The organism is Kosakonia sp. MH5, assembly GCF_009935945.1.
GTDB classification, from domain to species: domain Bacteria; phylum Pseudomonadota; class Gammaproteobacteria; order Enterobacterales; family Enterobacteriaceae; genus Kosakonia; species Kosakonia radicincitans.
This window is the reverse complement of record NZ_QODH01000005.1, coordinates 219,880-234,931: the sequence shown is the minus strand read 5'-3', so window position 1 is coordinate 234,931 and position 15,052 is coordinate 219,880. Positions and strand designations below refer to the sequence as shown.

Annotated in this window: 13 protein-coding genes and 2 pseudogenes; 10 read left to right on the top strand and 5 right to left on the bottom strand. The window is 50.6% G+C overall.

The features are described from left to right. Positions 1-2 precede the first annotated feature (2 nt). Complete coding sequence (locus tag DK872_RS15600) at positions 3-437, bottom strand: RidA family protein (RefSeq protein ID WP_007371833.1); 435 nt, start codon at positions 435-437, stop codon at positions 3-5. 567 nt (positions 438-1,004) lie between these two features. Here DK872_RS15600 and aroQ point away from each other — a divergent pair. The 3 genes from aroQ to DK872_RS15585 all read left to right on the top strand — a co-directional run bounded on the left by aroQ (position 1,005) and on the right by DK872_RS15585 (position 4,045). Further along, positions 1,005-1,538, top strand: coding sequence for a gamma subclass chorismate mutase AroQ (gene aroQ, locus DK872_RS15595; protein WP_035888512.1), 534 nt, complete (start codon positions 1,005-1,007; stop codon positions 1,536-1,538). 559 nt (positions 1,539-2,097) lie between these two features. Beyond that, positions 2,098-2,475 carry a hypothetical protein gene (locus tag DK872_RS15590; protein ID WP_007371835.1) on the top strand — a complete coding sequence of 126 codons (378 nt, stop codon included), beginning with the start codon at positions 2,098-2,100 and terminating at the stop codon, positions 2,473-2,475. Between the two features lie 229 nt (positions 2,476-2,704). Then, the gene (locus tag DK872_RS15585; protein ID WP_161518513.1) at positions 2,705-4,045 is read left to right on the top strand and encodes a glycoside hydrolase family 28 protein; all 1,341 of its coding nucleotides are present in this window, start codon (positions 2,705-2,707) and stop codon (positions 4,043-4,045) included. A 111-nt stretch (positions 4,046-4,156) separates the two neighbouring features. Here the strand turns inward: DK872_RS15585 and DK872_RS15580 are convergent, their stop codons facing one another. Further along, positions 4,157-4,519 carry a helix-turn-helix domain-containing protein gene (locus tag DK872_RS15580; RefSeq protein WP_007371838.1) on the bottom strand — a complete coding sequence of 121 codons (363 nt, stop codon included), beginning with the start codon at positions 4,517-4,519 and terminating at the stop codon, positions 4,157-4,159. Positions 4,520-4,850: 331 nt separating this feature from the next. On the opposite strand from DK872_RS15580, the gene DK872_RS15575 reads away from it, so the two are divergent. Together DK872_RS15575 and oqxB are read left to right on the top strand one after the other, a co-directional pair. Next, entirely contained in the window at positions 4,851-6,026 is a 1,176-nt protein-coding gene (locus tag DK872_RS15575; RefSeq protein WP_107146696.1) for an efflux RND transporter periplasmic adaptor subunit, read from the top strand. A 23-nt stretch (positions 6,027-6,049) separates the two neighbouring features. Beyond that, positions 6,050-9,202, top strand: a complete 3,153-nt coding sequence (gene oqxB / locus DK872_RS15570) for a multidrug efflux RND transporter permease subunit OqxB (protein ID WP_007371840.1) — start codon at positions 6,050-6,052, stop codon at positions 9,200-9,202. Between the two features lie 66 nt (positions 9,203-9,268). On the opposite strand, the gene DK872_RS15565 is transcribed toward oqxB, so the two are convergent. Then, positions 9,269-9,748: an Rrf2 family transcriptional regulator gene (locus DK872_RS15565; RefSeq protein ID WP_007371841.1), complete on the bottom strand. Its 480-nt coding sequence runs from the start codon at positions 9,746-9,748 to the stop codon at positions 9,269-9,271. Positions 9,749-9,976: 228 nt separating this feature from the next. On the opposite strand from DK872_RS15565, the pseudogene DK872_RS15560 reads away from it, so the two are divergent. After that, positions 9,977-10,099, top strand: a pseudogene (locus tag DK872_RS15560) (IS3 family transposase); the annotation flags it as partial. Here the strand turns inward: DK872_RS15560 and DK872_RS28015 are convergent. Next, positions 10,095-10,192, bottom strand: a pseudogene (locus DK872_RS28015) (transposase); the annotation flags it as partial. The pseudogenes DK872_RS15560 and DK872_RS28015 sit on opposite strands and share 5 nt — an antisense overlap. A 213-nt stretch (positions 10,193-10,405) precedes the next feature. Here DK872_RS28015 and DK872_RS15555 point away from each other — a divergent pair. The 4 genes from DK872_RS15555 to DK872_RS15540 are packed head-to-tail and all read left to right on the top strand — an operon-like array spanning position 10,406 to position 14,098. Next, positions 10,406-11,005, top strand: coding sequence for a MarR family winged helix-turn-helix transcriptional regulator (locus DK872_RS15555; RefSeq protein ID WP_007371842.1), 600 nt, complete (start codon positions 10,406-10,408; stop codon positions 11,003-11,005). Continuing rightward, positions 11,002-13,029: an FUSC family protein gene (locus DK872_RS15550; protein WP_051644033.1), complete on the top strand. Its 2,028-nt coding sequence runs from the start codon at positions 11,002-11,004 to the stop codon at positions 13,027-13,029. The genes DK872_RS15555 and DK872_RS15550 overlap by 4 nt, the downstream gene beginning before the upstream one ends. Next, positions 13,026-13,232 (top strand): DUF1656 domain-containing protein, encoded by a 207-nt coding sequence (locus tag DK872_RS28010; RefSeq protein WP_007371844.1) that lies wholly within the window; start codon positions 13,026-13,028, stop codon positions 13,230-13,232. The genes DK872_RS15550 and DK872_RS28010 overlap by 4 nt, the downstream gene beginning before the upstream one ends. Then, positions 13,229-14,098, top strand: a complete 870-nt coding sequence (locus DK872_RS15540) for an efflux RND transporter periplasmic adaptor subunit (protein WP_233218384.1) — start codon at positions 13,229-13,231, stop codon at positions 14,096-14,098. The genes DK872_RS28010 and DK872_RS15540 overlap by 4 nt, the downstream gene beginning before the upstream one ends. Before the next feature lie 299 nt (positions 14,099-14,397). Here the strand turns inward: DK872_RS15540 and DK872_RS15535 are convergent, their stop codons facing one another. Next, complete coding sequence (locus DK872_RS15535) at positions 14,398-14,940, bottom strand: GNAT family N-acetyltransferase (protein ID WP_161518512.1); 543 nt, start codon at positions 14,938-14,940, stop codon at positions 14,398-14,400. Positions 14,941-15,052: the final 112 nt, after the last annotated feature.

The following is a 15,052-nucleotide window of genomic DNA, read 5'->3' as shown; positions in this document are numbered from 1 at the left end:
TTTTAGGCTCCTGATTGCGGCTGCCAGTCGTCCGGAATCACCGCGATAACATCAATTTCCATCAGCCATTGCGGCTGACCAAGCGCAGAAATGACCAGCCCGGTTGAGATCGGAAATACACCCTTCAGCCATTTGCCAACCACTTGATAAACCGGTTCGCGGTAGCGGGGATCGATGATATAGGTGGTGGTTTTAACGATGTGTGACAGATCGCTGCCCGCTTCTTCCAGCAGTTGTTTTACGTTCTTCATCGCTTGCTCGGCCTGCGCTGCTGGATCGCCAAGCCCCACCAGGTTGCCTTCGAAATCAGTACCAATCTGGCCGCGAACGTACACGGTATTGCCTGCGCGCACGGCCTGGCAAAGATCGTTATCAAGCGACTGATTTGGATAAGTGTCTTTGGTGTTGAATTTACGAATGCGGGTATGTGTGCTCATGTCTGCCTGCCTGGAAATGGATTCCCGGCAAGGTATACCTTCTCAGGCATAACAAACAAAACAGAATAATCCGAGGCGTTAGTTTAGAAAATGCGAACACCCCTCCAGACCTGCACCGCTTTTGTCATCATCAAACGGCGGAGCGCCCCGGCGCAAAAGGCCTGATAACGTTTTTTCCACATTTCAATCGCCGCCTCGTAAAAGTCTTGCGGGTCGCTGATGAATCTACATGGATATCAGCGCGTTACATTTCCTTACCTAAAGCCGCTTTGATGAAATAATAACGTAATTAAATTAATGAAAAGTGAATGATGTGTTCAGGTGCCTGGTTTGCCGCTTATTCCCGCAGGTGCCTTTGTTCAGCCAGTGTCAATCACGTAATTGTGTATCTGAAACAGAGAGCTTGTTAGCCGCCAGCGCGGGAGCCATAAGCGTTGCGGGGTAACGAGCGCGAGGAAAAGCTGGCTTTGCTTATAACAAAGCTCTTACATCCAGAAACGAAATAGTAATCTTTAGTTATATTTGCGCGGGTAAATTAAATGTCTCACCTTTCTTTGAGGAATGGTTATGAAGAATTTCGCATCAACTCTACTCATGTCCGGAAGCGTTTTTGCGGGAGCATCAGCTTCCATCTGTCTTAATGCCCTTTCGTTAATCCTGACCGAACGCATGCAGATAATGAGAGACGTTGCGGCTTACAAGGCGAAGTATGGTTTACCCGTGGAGGATTTAGCGCGGGAAGAAAAAGTGCTGTCGGCGGCGCGGAACACGGCGCAAGAAGCCGGGCTGGAACCTCAGTCAGTGGAGTCGTTCATCAGTGCGTTGATGACTGCGGGTAAAACGATACAGTATCGCTATCTGGCAGATGGGTTTGCGCCAGCAGATTTATCTGTCACCCAACGGGATCTTGAGGGAATCAGACAGCGTATAAATGAACTGGACAAGCATCTGCTCATGACCATCAGCCAGCGGCTTCGCACAGGCCAACTCTCTTATTCTGAGCGGGCCTGGCTGGCTGAGAGAACAGCGTCTCCGAATCTGACTGTAGCCGAGAAGGATAATCTACTGGACACCATGCGCTATATTCAGCGCGCCGGGTAGAAGAGCGCTACTGCGCTGCCAGGCGATTCAGCGTCCGTGCCGGTAAGCGTTTTCGGGCTACTGATCATTCAGACCGATTTGATTAACGCTTTGGATGCATATGCGGTACGGAAGAAATATTTCATCACGATTATTCAATTCGACAGGGTCGGCTGGCGGCAATATCAAACCCGATAATTCAGGCGCTGGAAATTAACGATAATTCATCATTATCTGATTCCTCTTACAGCGCTTCTGTTTTCTCATTTGCAAAACGAATTGACGCAATTCCGTCATATTTCAGATTTACCGATATCTTCAGGTTCACGTGATACCCGGTTTTTATGTCGCTGAAAGCCTTTTATCGTTATACCACTGGCGATATTTAAAAGCGTTATTGCAGTAAAGTTTAATTTTATAATGTTAAATTTGTCTAATGAAAATGAGAACCTTCGCGGGTAACGTCCCGACGGTGTTTTTACAGATATTGCAATACAGTTTACTTTTGTATGCCTCCGGAGAATAACATCAACGATACCGGGTGACAGTGTTGGCATTAATGACTTTTTACGGAGTGAACATGGCATCTGAAACGCGTAATTTTATTAACTCTATCATTAAAAATTTTAAAGAAGCCATTGGGTTGATTAACGTGTTGATCCTGGAACCCGAGGAGCCTGACACCTTGCGGTTGCTGCACTTTAAACTGGATGTTATCAAGGCGGGTATTGAACAGGATATTCGCCTGTTAAGCAGGGCCAGTCTGGACAGCAACGCGATGCTTTGTCTTTACCCGATACACAATGCACTAAACGCGCTGAACTATTGTCTTGGGATCCTGAAACATATGCCGATAAATAATCAGTTTTATCATGACTTCGAAGAGGTTAAGCATGCTGTCAATGCCCTTGATGCCATATCCGGACGGGTTTTTACAAATCCGGGGAGTGATGAATAATCATAAATTTCCCTTTTACATGAAATAAAAAACCATACGAGTTGCTAAAGCCAGCGCGATTTAATCAATGAACGCCTGTTCACTGACTGTTGTAAAAATGAAGAGGCGAAAAATTATATCTTTTTTTTCGCAACAAACATAAACGCCACTTCAACTGAACACCTGTTTGCCACATTTTTTTATCGCGGCGACGCTACAATACGTTAATAATTCTGATGTCGGGATCATTATGTTTATTCTTCGCTGTCATTTGAAAGTAATAATCGCTGGCATGTTAGCCGTCCTGGTATCAGGGTTCAGCGCGACGATATTGGCCCAGGATAGCCCTGATTTACCTGAGCCTGTACTGCCCGCGCATATCTGCGCAAAACTGGCTCCCCGGCAGACTTATTCAGCAGGCGACGATACCCAACGGCTTCAGTCGGCGATTAATCACTGCCCCCGGGGTGAGGCTTTACAACTCCTTGCCGGTCGTTTCTCAAGTGGACCTTTGACCATGAAATCTGGCGTCACACTCTGGATTTCACATGGCGCAATGCTCACAGCAAATACTGACCCACGTGTTTACGACAAAAATGGGCGCTGTGGAACCCTTGATCATAAGGGGAATGGTTGTCGGCCCTTTATTCTTTTTAAGAACAGCGACGGTGGAGGTATTGTCGGGGAGGGGATTATTGATGGGCAGGGCGGTGAGCTGATGAAAGGCGAGGATGAATCATGGTGGCAGCTGGCTCGCCGCGCGCAGACGGAAGGTGCGGCGCAGAATGTGCCTCGCCTGATTGAAATAGATGATGGCTCAAATATTATTTTTCACGGCATTACGCTGCGAAATTCACCTGGATTCCATGTCACCCTGAAGAATGTGCGCAATGCGACTTTCTGGGGCGTACGTATTGATACACCCGCGAATGCTCGTAATACCGACGGCATTGATCCTGTTTCGTCGCAGGATATCGTTATTGCTCACAGCTTCATCAGAACCGGTGACGACAATGTGGCGATTAAAGCTGGCACCGCTGGATCCACGCGTCATGTACTGTTAGTGGACAACCATTTTTATTGGGGACACGGCATGTCGATTGGTAGCGAGACGGTGGGCGGTGTCAGCGATATTCGGGTGCGTGATTTGACGCTTGACGGTACGACTTCAGGGCTTCGTATCAAAAGTGATATCAGCCGGGGCGGAATGGTCAGTGATATCCGCTACGACAATGTTTGTATGCGGGGGAACCGGCGGCCGCTCGACTTTGATACGCATTATGATGCACACGCGATCGGGAACAACATTCCCGTCTACCGTGATATCTCGCTGAGTCATATTTCCGGCGAAACCGGCCAGTTGGTGTTACGCGGTTATGATGCCATTCATCCTTTGTATTTTGCCTTGAACGGTGTCTCTTTCAGCAATGCGGCTCGTTGGCTAATTGAATCGGCGCAGATCCGCATTGGCCCAGGCGGTGTCTCGCCTGTTCCGCCGGGAGAAGCATCGGTACAGCGATCGGTTGTTTCTGCTGATTGCGCAAAAAACTGGATCTCTTTTCCCGTGACGGATGCGCCATCCGTAAAATGAATGCCGCAGAAAGCGGCTATTTTAATGAAACATCAGATCGGACACGCCGGGTGGCCTGCGGTTGTCAGGCCGACGATTTCTCTCAACTTTCACGGCGAAAACCACGACGCACTATGCTGATTGCTGGCGCAAATGCTGCGTTTTAGGGGAGCCGATACTGCGACGCCACGCACCGGGTGCCTGGCCATACTGACGCTTGAAGCTGCGGTTGAAGGACTGCTGGGAGTCAAAGCCTAACGCCATCGCCACGTTCAGAATCGGTTCGTCGCTGTGGGCTAAGCGTTCGACCGATTTTTTCAGCTTTTGCGCTCGAATATACTCGGCGAGACGATAGCCGGTATGTTCTTTGAATATCCGCTGGAGGTGCCATTTCGAATAGCCGGCTCGCCTGGAAACGGTGGCAATGTCCAGACGGTTTTCCAGGTTGTTGTCGATCCAGTCGAGTAAATCGTGAATAAATGCGCCAGTGTTCATCTTGTTTCCTCACGCAGGCTATTAAAAGCATCTTTGTCTGTTGCATTTAAAGTGACCCGCTTTTGCATTAATTGCAAGTTTTATTGTTGCATTTAAATCCCTGTCCGAAACGGGGCATTTACCGATGACTCAAATAGCACATAAAGTGCAACAATTATTCTTGCACTTAATTAAGCGCCTTCCTACAATCGCCGCGATAGTGTATTCGAAACTGTTACAGTTTTGTGGCGATGAACGACACAAATGGCCTTAAGCCAGCCCGGACAAAGGAAGTGGCGCGGCATCTCCTGCTGCGTCTTGCCCGGCGGCTACAATTAGCGGAATAAAAATAATGAGCCTGCAAAAACCTTGGGTTAATTTTCATCTGAATGCGCTGGGAGCGATGTTTCTCTCCGTACTGCTCGTCGGGTGTGATGAGGGTGTTGCGCAAAATGCCGTTCCACAAGCTCCCGCCGTCAGCGCAGCTAACGTGGTGGTGAAATCCATTAGTCAGTGGGATAGCTTTAATGGTCGGATTGAAGCGGTGGAAAGCGTTCAGCTACGCCCCCGTGTCTCCGGCTACATTGATAAAGTGAATTACACGGACGGCCAGGAGGTGAAAAAGGGCGAGGTGCTGTTCACGATTGATGACAGAACCTATCGCGCCGCGCTGGAACAGGCGCAGGCGACGTTGGCGAGAGCCAAAACGCAGGCCAGCCTGGCACAAAGCGAGGCTAACCGTACCGATAAACTGATCAATACCAACCTGGTATCCCGTGAAGAGTGGGAGCAGCGCCGTTCGGCCGCCGTCCAGGCACAGGCCGACATTCGCGCCGCGCAGGCGGCGGTTGATGCCGCGCAACTTAACCTGGATTTCACCAAAGTGACCGCGCCTATCGATGGCCGCGCCAGTCGTGCGTTGATCACCAGCGGTAATCTGGTCACTGCGGGTGACAGCGCCAGCGTGCTTACCACGCTGGTATCGCAGAAGACGGTTTACGTCTACTTTGACGTAGATGAGTCGACTTATCTTCACTATCAAAATCTCGCCCGCAGAGGGCAGGGGGCGTCCAGTAATCACCTGGCGCTACCGGTTGAGATTGGCCTTGTTGGCGAAGAGGGCTATCCCCATCAGGGCAAAGTGGATTTTCTTGATAATCAGTTAACGCCGAGTACCGGCACGATCCGTATGCGCGCACTGTTGGATAACGCTCAGCGTCAGTTCACGCCGGGACTGTTTGCCCGCGTACGCCTGCCTGGCAGCGCTGAATTCAAAGCCACACTTATCGACGACAAAGCGGTACTGACCGATCAGGATCGCAAATATGTTTATATCGTTGATAAAGATGGTAAAGCACAGCGTCGCGATATTACTCCAGGTCGTCTGGCAGACGGTTTACGCATCGTGCAGCAGGGGCTGACCCCTGGCGACAGAGTCATCGTCGACGGTTTACAAAAAGTGTTTATGCCGGGTATGCCGGTTAATGCGAAAACCGTTGCCATGACCGCCAGCACTGCCCTCAACTGATCCCTTACCTGAGAATCCGAAACATGGACTTTTCCCGCTTTTTTATCGACAGGCCGATTTTTGCCGCGGTGCTGTCGATTCTGATTTTTATTACAGGATTAATCGCCATCCCGCTGTTGCCGGTCAGCGAATATCCTGACGTCGTACCGCCAAGCGTGCAGGTACGAGCGGAGTATCCAGGTGCCAACCCGAAAGTGATTGCAGAGACCGTGGCGACGCCGCTGGAAGAAGCGATCAACGGTGTTGAGAACATGATGTACATGAAATCCGTCGCAGGCTCCGACGGCGTACTGGTGACCACCGTAACGTTCCGTCCGGGTACAGACCCCGATCAGGCGCAGGTTCAGGTGCAAAACCGGGTATCACAGGCTGAAGCGCGTCTGCCGGAAGATGTGCGGCGTTTGGGCATTACTACCCAGAAACAATCGCCGACGCTCACGCTGGTGGTGCATCTGTTTTCGCCTGGCGGTAAATACGATTCACTGTATATGCGTAACTACGCCACGCTGAAAGTGAAGGATGAGCTGGCGCGTCTGCCCGGCGTTGGTCAAATTCAGATTTTTGGCGCGGGCGAATACGCGATGCGCATCTGGCTGGATCCCAATAAGGTGGCGGCACGCGGGTTGACTGCCTCGGATGTGGTGACAGCGATGCAGGAGCAAAACGTCCAGGTTTCAGCAGGGCAGCTTGGCGCCGAGCCGCTGCCGAAAGAGAGCGATTTCCTGATCTCGATTAATGCCCAGGGGCGTCTGCACACCGAAGAAGAGTTTGGCAATATTATTCTGAAAACGTCGGAAGACGGCTCGCTGGTACGCCTGCGCGACGTGGCGCGTATAGAAATGGGTTCCGGCAGCTATGCGCTGCGTTCCCAGTTGAATAATAAAGACGCGGTCGGGATTGGTATCTTCCAGTCTCCAGGGGCGAACGCCATCGATTTGTCGAATGCGGTGCGCGCCAAAATGAACGAACTGGCCACGCGTTTCCCGGAAGATATGAAATGGGCGGCACCTTACGATCCGACGGTTTTTGTTCGCGATTCCATTCGCGCGGTCGTGCAAACGCTGCTAGAAGCGGTGGTGCTGGTGGTACTGGTGGTGATTCTGTTTCTGCAAACCTGGCGCGCGTCGATTATTCCGCTGATCGCGGTGCCGGTATCGGTCGTGGGAACGTTCAGTATTCTCTACCTGCTTGGCTTCTCGCTTAATACCCTGAGTTTGTTCGGGCTGGTATTGGCTATTGGTATCGTTGTGGATGACGCCATCGTGGTGGTGGAAAACGTTGAGCGTAATATTGAAGAGGGGCTGGCTCCTCTTCAGGCGGCGCATCAGGCGATGCGGGAAGTTTCCGGGCCGATTATCGCCATTGCGCTGGTGCTGTGCGCGGTGTTCGTGCCGATGGCGTTTCTCTCCGGGGTGACCGGTCAGTTCTACAAACAGTTTGCGGTGACTATCGCGATTTCGACGGTGATCTCCGCCATCAACTCGCTGACGCTCTCTCCGGCACTGGCTGCTCTGTTGTTAAAGCCGCACGGCGCACCGAAAGACTTCCCGACCAGGCTTATTGATCGTCTGTTCGGTTGGATTTTCCGCCCGTTTAACCGCTTTTTCCACCGTAGCTCAAACGGCTATCAGGGGCTGGTTGGCAAAACGCTCGGACGACGTGGTGCGGTGTTTGTGGTTTATGTGCTGCTGCTCTGCGCCGCTGGCGTTATGTTTAAAGCCGTCCCCGGCGGGTTTATTCCTACTCAGGATAAGCTCTATTTAATTGGCGGTGTGAAAATGCCGGAAGGCTCTTCGCTGGCGCGCACCGATGCGGTGATCCGCAAAATGAGCGAAATCGGTATGAATACCGAAGGCGTGGATTATGCGGTCGCCTTTCCAGGGCTTAATGCGTTGCAGTTCACCAATACGCCGAATACCGGGACGGTCTTTTTTGGTCTGAAACCGTTCGACCAGCGTAAACATACTGCGGCGGAAATTAACGCTGAGATCAACGCGAAAATCGCACAAATCCAGCAGGGCTTTGGTTTCTCCATTTTGCCGCCGCCGATTTTAGGGCTGGGTCAGGGTTCTGGCTATTCGCTCTACATCCAGGATCGCGCCGGTCTTGGTTATGGCGCGCTGCAAAACGCGGTGAATACGATGTCCGGTGCGATTATGCAGACGCCGGGGATGCATTTCCCGATCTCAACCTACCAGGCCAACGTTCCGCAACTGGATGTGCAGGTCGATCGTGATAAAGCGAAAGCGCAGGGTGTGTCGCTGACCGACCTTTTCGGTACGCTGCAAACTTATCTGGGCTCGTCTTATGTGAACGATTTTAACCAGTTCGGGCGCACCTGGCGCGTGATGGCGCAGGCCGACGGGCCATTCCGTGACAGCGTGGAAAATATTGCTAATTTGCGCACCCGTAATAATCAGGGCGAAATGGTGCCGATCGGCAGTATGGTGCATATCACTACCACGTACGGGCCTGATCCGGTGATTCGCTACAATGGTTATCCGGCGGCAGATCTTATTGGCGATGCCGATCCTCGCGTACTCTCTTCCGCACAGGCGATGACGCAACTTGCCGGGATGTCTAAGCAGATATTGCCGAATGGGATGAATATTGAGTGGACGGATCTGAGCTTCCAGCAGGCCACGCAGGGCAACACTGCGCTGATCGTCTTCCCGGTCGCGGTTCTGCTGGCTTTCCTGGTGCTGGCGGCACTGTATGAAAGCTGGACGCTGCCGCTGGCGGTGATCCTTATCGTCCCGATGACGATGCTGTCCGCGCTGTTTGGTGTCTGGCTGACCGGCGGTGATAACAACGTGTTTGTGCAGGTTGGTCTGGTGGTACTGATGGGGCTGGCCTGTAAAAACGCGATTCTTATCGTCGAGTTTGCCCGCGAGCTGGAAATTCAGGGGAAAGGTATCATGGAAGCGGCGCTGGAAGCTTGCCGCCTGCGTTTACGCCCGATTGTGATGACCTCCATCGCTTTTATTGCCGGGACGATTCCGCTGATCCTCGGCCACGGCGCGGGTGCAGAAGTGCGCGGCGTCACCGGGATCACGGTGTTTTCCGGTATGCTGGGAGTAACGCTGTTTGGTCTGTTCCTGACGCCGGTGTTTTACGTTACGCTGCGTAAATTTGTTACGCGCGGCAAACCGGTAAGCGACGTTCTGCCTGCGTAGGATGTTGCAAATAACAAAAAACCGCCTTCACTGTGAAGGCGGTTTTTTTTCGCGATAAGGAAATAGTTAATGCGCTTTTTTATACCAGGTATCAATTTCAGGCACCGGAACGCATCCGCTGGTATCGGCTTTTTTGACCTCTTCCAGCGCGCTTGCCACGGTATGCTGCGCTAATACCTCTAATGAAGCCCGCTCCGCTTCATCAGCAATAGATTTGAAGTACCAGCAAGCGTTGGCGCTGACCACGCAGCGGGCCGGAATATCGGGACGCGACGCCCACAGCTTTTTATCTTCTGTGACGGAAACGTAGATATCGCGCAGGGTGATCTGTTCCGCCGGGCGACCAAGATGAATAGAACCGTTGCGGCCAAGCGTTGAGACAATAATGCCGTCACGCGTAAGTGGAACCATTAATTTGCGGATAAAGCTCGGATTAGCTTCCAGGCCGTAGGCCAGAATCGCACTTGTCGAACGTTCACCTAATTGCTCCGCCATCGCTACGCTGAGAACCATCTGCAAAGCTGTCGGGAAGCGGTAATCTAACATTTTATTGTCCTGGGTTGCGGTGAATCTTGTTCTTTTTGGCACCGCAGAGGTGAAAAATCAATAAACAACAATATAACAAATACGGGATTTTTTTTGAAGACGTCCACGATTGACCTGGCTCGTAAAAAAGAGTTTCCAGCGCGCGCCGGATGTGAGCAAAGTATCAATCTGTGTACTTTTTTCTTGCCGCGTTGCAGGGAGATCATGTGAGACTGAATCGTTACAGATTTGAGCGGTAAATGTTATCCCGAAGAGTTTGAAATTGAAGCAGTCAAACGAGTCGTTGATTGTGGCCATTCTGTTTCCAGCGTTGTAACCGCTCTTGATATCACCACCCACACTCTTTTTTCTTCTTCCAGTTATAAAGAGTGGCCTCAGAAATGCCCATCTTTTTGCAGAGTGCTCCAACGCTATCTGTTCTTCGGCATAGCGGGTCTTTTTCATGGCTGATATGCCTCCCCCGGTAAAGTGGAAAAGAACCGAATACTCCGGTTTAGCCTGGCACTGTTTCAGGAGATCGCCTGTTCAGCCAAGTACTTAAGGCCGGACGTGTGCCGTCCCCCACGCTCTGGCAGTGACAGTGCATGCCTGGGCTGCGCGTCTATATGGATAAACGCCAAATCAATTACACAATAAAAAAACAGGCTAATAGATGACTTGTCATTGATTTTAGATGATGCGTCATCTATTTTAGATGACGCATCATCTATTTCATTAACTGAACCACTGCAAAAGTTGAAGGCAACTGCCCGTGAATTAACCCTGTCATGTTTTAAACAACCACAGGAAAACAAATTAATGGCGAGTGATAAAAGAAAAGGCTTTGGTCGCCTGCTTCTGGCCGTAAGCCAGTCCTGGCGAAGAGCCCTGACCCAGCACCTGAGCAAGGAGGGGGTATCCGGAACCGCCGCATTACTGGTACTGGAAATGCTTCATCTGGGAAGCAGACAATTAAGACAGTATGAACTGGCCCGGCGACTGGGGCTGGAAAACTCGGCAGTTGTCCGCCTGCTTGACGGACTTGAAAACAGCGGGTTTGTATGCAGGCAGGAAGATCCCGTTGACCGGCGGGCAAAATTGCTGAGTCTGACGGAAAAGGGGATTGATCTCGGAAACCGGCTGGATCACCTTGCCGGTAGCCTGCGGCTGCAAATTCTCAGCAATATTCCGCAGGAAGACCTCGAAATCGTTGAAAAAACCCTGAGCTGTATGCTGGAAAACCTGGATTCCTGCAATGAACGGGGTCGACGTCCATGAAAGCCCAGGTATCTGATATCTGGACGACGGAAGCGGTGATTTTTTCACTTAAAACATTCGCTGCCGCCATGCTGGCATACTGGATCGCAGTAAAGTTTAATCTTAACAATCCCTACTGGTCTGTAGGCACCGTTTACATTGTCGCGCATCCCTTAATGGGTGCCACCACCTCTAAGGCGGTGTACCGGATGGGAGGAACCATTCTGGGCGCGATTGCCATCATAATTCTGGTTCCTAACCTGGTCTCATCGCCTGAGCTTCTTTCTGTCGGCATGGCATTATGGACGGCTGGCTGCCTTTTTATCAGCATGCTAGATCGTTCCCCGAAAAGTTATCTCTTCATGCTTGCCGGTTATACCGCCGTGCTCACGGGATCCACTATTGTGGACACGCCGGGCACCACGTTCGATGTAGCAGTCTCACGGGTTGAAGAAATCTTCGTGGGTATTCTCTGTATCGCATTGTTCAGCCGCGGCATTTTTCCCCAGAAAGCGAGTCAGGTACTGTCACGAAGGGTGGATTTGTGGCTTGAAAATGCGAATGCGCTGACCCGGGATGTGTTGTCAGGGAGTGTGAATTCCCCCCGTACTTTACAGTTACGACAGACGCTGGCTGCCGATGCCGTTGATCTTCGCAATTTCGCCACGCACGTGGGGTACGAAAGCCACGATGACAGAAGGCTGGCTGAAAGAATGACCATCTTACTGGAGAGGATGGTCACCCTGCTGCCCTTACTGTCCGAAGTGTATGACCTCAGAATGAGGACAATATCGGACAATCAGGCAAAAGAGTGGTTTTCCAGGGTTTCCGGCTGGCTGGAAGAGCCTGCTGATAACCACAATGAAAAAGAAAATCTGCTGTCCTTGTTCAGCCAGGCACAAAATCACCCGCATGATAAAGAACCGACCTGGGATACGTTGTACCGTAACCGTCTTGCAGGGCAACTGCATGAATTGACGGAAGTCTGGAGCGACTGCCTTACCCTCCGGCGCGATATTACCAGCGGAGAGGTTCATGAAACCGACTACAAACCCAGGCGTAAAGTCGGAATGCTTCCGGACTATGGCATGGCCTTTCTCTCTGCTGCCGCTGTTTGTGTTTCCATCATACTGGCCTGTTCACTGTGGGTTTTAACCGGATGGAGCTATGGCAGCGCTGCCGTACAGATGGTGAGCGTTATATGCTGTACCATGGCCACCCTGGATGATGCTGTTCCTGTAGTCAGAAAAATGCTTGAACTGACCCTGGCCACCGTGGGCATTTCTTTCGTCTATCAGTTCGGGATATTCCCTTTTATAGAGAGTCTGGGATTCATTCCCCTTATATCATCGCTGGGGTTATTTCTGATACCGGTTGGCGTTTTACTTGCCACCCCCTCAAAGTGGTTTACCGGGTTTGTGCTGAGTGTGAACCTGGTCTTCATGCTTCAGTTACGCCAGAAATTAACGCTGGATTTACCGACATTCCTGAATGCAAACATTGCGACAGTTGCCGGTATTGTCATAGCCATAATGACATTGTCCACATTTCGAACCATCGGCGCAGAGACAAGTGTAAGGCGACTACTGAAAGCCAGCTGGAGAATGATCGTACAGTTCATCAGTTCGGAGAGACGCGCCAGTGATGAGAGGATGACCCATCACATACTGAACCAATTGGGGCTGCTTGTTCCACGGATGGCGGCAGTACCACCCGAATCAGATATATACGCCACTGATTTACTGAGGGATCTCAGAGCAGGTTTATGCGTAATGGATATACAGAATAATAAAATCTCTGTGACGGTTGCACAAAGGGACAGCCTCGAACAGCTGCTTCTCTGTGTTGCGGCTTATTACAAGGGAAAGATTAACGGACAGACCAGCATTCAGACACAGTTGGAATATCACCTTAATAACTGCCTTCAGGTCATGTCAGGATCAAATGACGGACAACCTGTGTCCGGTCCTCTTATCCGCAATGCCCTGGCTGGCCTTCATACGGCTTTATTACCACTCCAGAACAACGCCGAGGTAAATAAATGAACACTGATATTGATGTTTATGGTGTTTATGTCCCGTCTCTCCTGTTCATCATGATCGCCTGTTATCTGTTATTCCGTACCCTGCACTGGGTTTTGTCTGTAGCCGGTTTTTACCGGTATGTATGGCACCGTCCGCTATTTGATATAGCCACATATTTCGTTCTCTTTTTCGGTTGCACATTATTGTCAGGGACATTCAAATGAAACCATTTAATCTACGGTGGGGTCAGATCCTGTTAACGATGGCAATGCTGGCATGTGCTGCATTACTCGGCTGGCATGTCTGGGACTATTATATGTACGCGCCATGGACCCGCGATGGCAAGGTCAGTGCAGATGTGGTGCAGATAGCACCGGAAGTGTCCGGTACCGTTCTGAAAGTGAACGTGGCAGACAATCAGTTTGTGCATCGTGGTGAAATTCTTTACCAGATAGATCCTGAGCGCTTTCAGCTTGCCCTGCAGGAGGCTGTGGCCACCCTGGATTCCAAAAACTTTTCCATGAATCTCAAGAAATCAATGGCAAATCGTCGAACGCTTCTTGGTACGGCATCGGAATCCAGAGAAACGATTGAGCAGGCGGCCAGCGACGCGAAGGTTGCGCTGGCGGACTTTCAGAGTGCGCAGACCGAGGTTAATATCGCCAGGCTGAATCTGGAGAAAACGACAGTACGGGCTCCGGCCGACGGGTATGTAACTAATCTGAGTCTGCGGACAGGGGATTTTGCCACCTCTGGTGTCACCAGTGTCTCGATCCTTGAAACGGACAGCTTCCGTGTTATTGGTTATTTTCAGGAGACACAACTCGGACGCATTAAAGTGGGTGATAAAGTGAAGATAAAACTGATGGGCAGTAACAGGCAACTGGCCGGACATGTGGAAAGCTTCGGGAGAGGCATCTCAGACAGTAACACAGCGGCAGACCACTTAGGGCTTCCAAACGTGGAGCCGGTGTTTAACTGGGTCAGGCTGGCGCAGCGCATTCCGGTCCGTATTAAAATTGATAATATTCCCCCGGAAACCAGACTTTCGTCAGGTATGACGGCGGGTGTTTCTGTCATTTATCAGTGATATTTCCCGGCCGTGTTGCATGCAGTAAAAAAGATTAAATCAGTAAATATGTGAGTGGACGGAACATTCATTTCAGTCAACTCACTATTTTTAATGACGGGTTTTATTTCCTGCGGGAATTGTCTGACGGGTAAAGCCGGTGCGCTAATGAAGAGAGGAGAAATAAACCCTCCTGAAAATATGAACTCCCTTTATAAAAGTCTGCTATGAGCGAAAAGGGACGTTCTGCCGCTTGCGCAGAACGTCCGCAACAGAATCTGCTCAGTGAAGGACCATCCCAAAATGGGCTGGTCAAGAATTTACAAACCCGAATTAAGCGCTTTCTGGCGTATCAGTAATCGAACCTGCTTGCCACGGTAGTTAACATAATTTTGAAACTGAAACCCAAAGCGCTCAGCTAAATAATTTGAACGTTTATTTTCTTCATCAATAATACAGCACACCGGGGAGGAAAATGTCTTATCGGCCCACAGCAGAATTGCGGCCAGCGCTTCAGTTGCATAACCTTTACCACGCGCTTCTGGCATTAACGTCCATCCCGCTTCAGGATATTCCAGAGCAGGCGTGATATCCCGATGAGCATCCTGAAAGCCAAACGAACCAGCATAACGGTTTGTTGATTTTTCAAATACTGCCCAGTAACCATAACCCAACATCTGCCAGTGCCCGATATCGCGTAAGAAACGGGTCCAGACCATATCTGTAGTCGGCATTTCGCCGCCATTGATCTTAACCATTTCCGGAGTCGCCCAGCATTCCTTGAGCGCCGGGAAATCTTCGAGTGTAAATTGCTTTAAAATCAGGCGTTCTGTTTCAAGCTGCGGCGCTTGCTGTGTAATCATTGTTTCCCCCATTATTCTTAGCTCTATGTTTGGTTAAATTTACCATCATGAGCGGTTCATCTCCGAAAAAATCCATAAAAAGAGGGCCATATTCGCTTCACGCCCTCAAACA

What these genes read in the sequence shown, in the direction of transcription:
- DK872_RS28010 (WP_007371844.1), top strand. Translation starts at nt 13,026, where the DNA reads ATGAACACTGATATTGATGTTTATGGTGTTTATGTCCCGTCTCTCCTG.
- oqxB (WP_007371840.1), top strand. Translation starts at nt 6,050, where the DNA reads ATGGACTTTTCCCGCTTTTTTATCGACAGGCCGATTTTTGCCGCGGTG.
- DK872_RS15575 (WP_107146696.1), top strand. Translation starts at nt 4,851, where the DNA reads ATGAGCCTGCAAAAACCTTGGGTTAATTTTCATCTGAATGCGCTGGGA.
- DK872_RS15565 (WP_007371841.1), bottom strand. Translation starts at nt 9,748, where the DNA reads ATGTTAGATTACCGCTTCCCGACAGCTTTGCAGATGGTTCTCAGCGTA.
- DK872_RS15535 (WP_161518512.1), bottom strand. Translation starts at nt 14,940, where the DNA reads ATGATTACACAGCAAGCGCCGCAGCTTGAAACAGAACGCCTGATTTTA.
- DK872_RS15585 (WP_161518513.1), top strand. Translation starts at nt 2,705, where the DNA reads ATGTTTATTCTTCGCTGTCATTTGAAAGTAATAATCGCTGGCATGTTA.
- DK872_RS15590 (WP_007371835.1), top strand. Translation starts at nt 2,098, where the DNA reads ATGGCATCTGAAACGCGTAATTTTATTAACTCTATCATTAAAAATTTT.
- DK872_RS15580 (WP_007371838.1), bottom strand. Translation starts at nt 4,519, where the DNA reads ATGAACACTGGCGCATTTATTCACGATTTACTCGACTGGATCGACAAC.
- aroQ (WP_035888512.1), top strand. Translation starts at nt 1,005, where the DNA reads ATGAAGAATTTCGCATCAACTCTACTCATGTCCGGAAGCGTTTTTGCG.
- DK872_RS15540 (WP_233218384.1), top strand. Translation starts at nt 13,229, where the DNA reads ATGAAACCATTTAATCTACGGTGGGGTCAGATCCTGTTAACGATGGCA.
- DK872_RS15600 (WP_007371833.1), bottom strand. Translation starts at nt 437, where the DNA reads ATGAGCACACATACCCGCATTCGTAAATTCAACACCAAAGACACTTAT.
- DK872_RS15550 (WP_051644033.1), top strand. Translation starts at nt 11,002, where the DNA reads ATGAAAGCCCAGGTATCTGATATCTGGACGACGGAAGCGGTGATTTTT.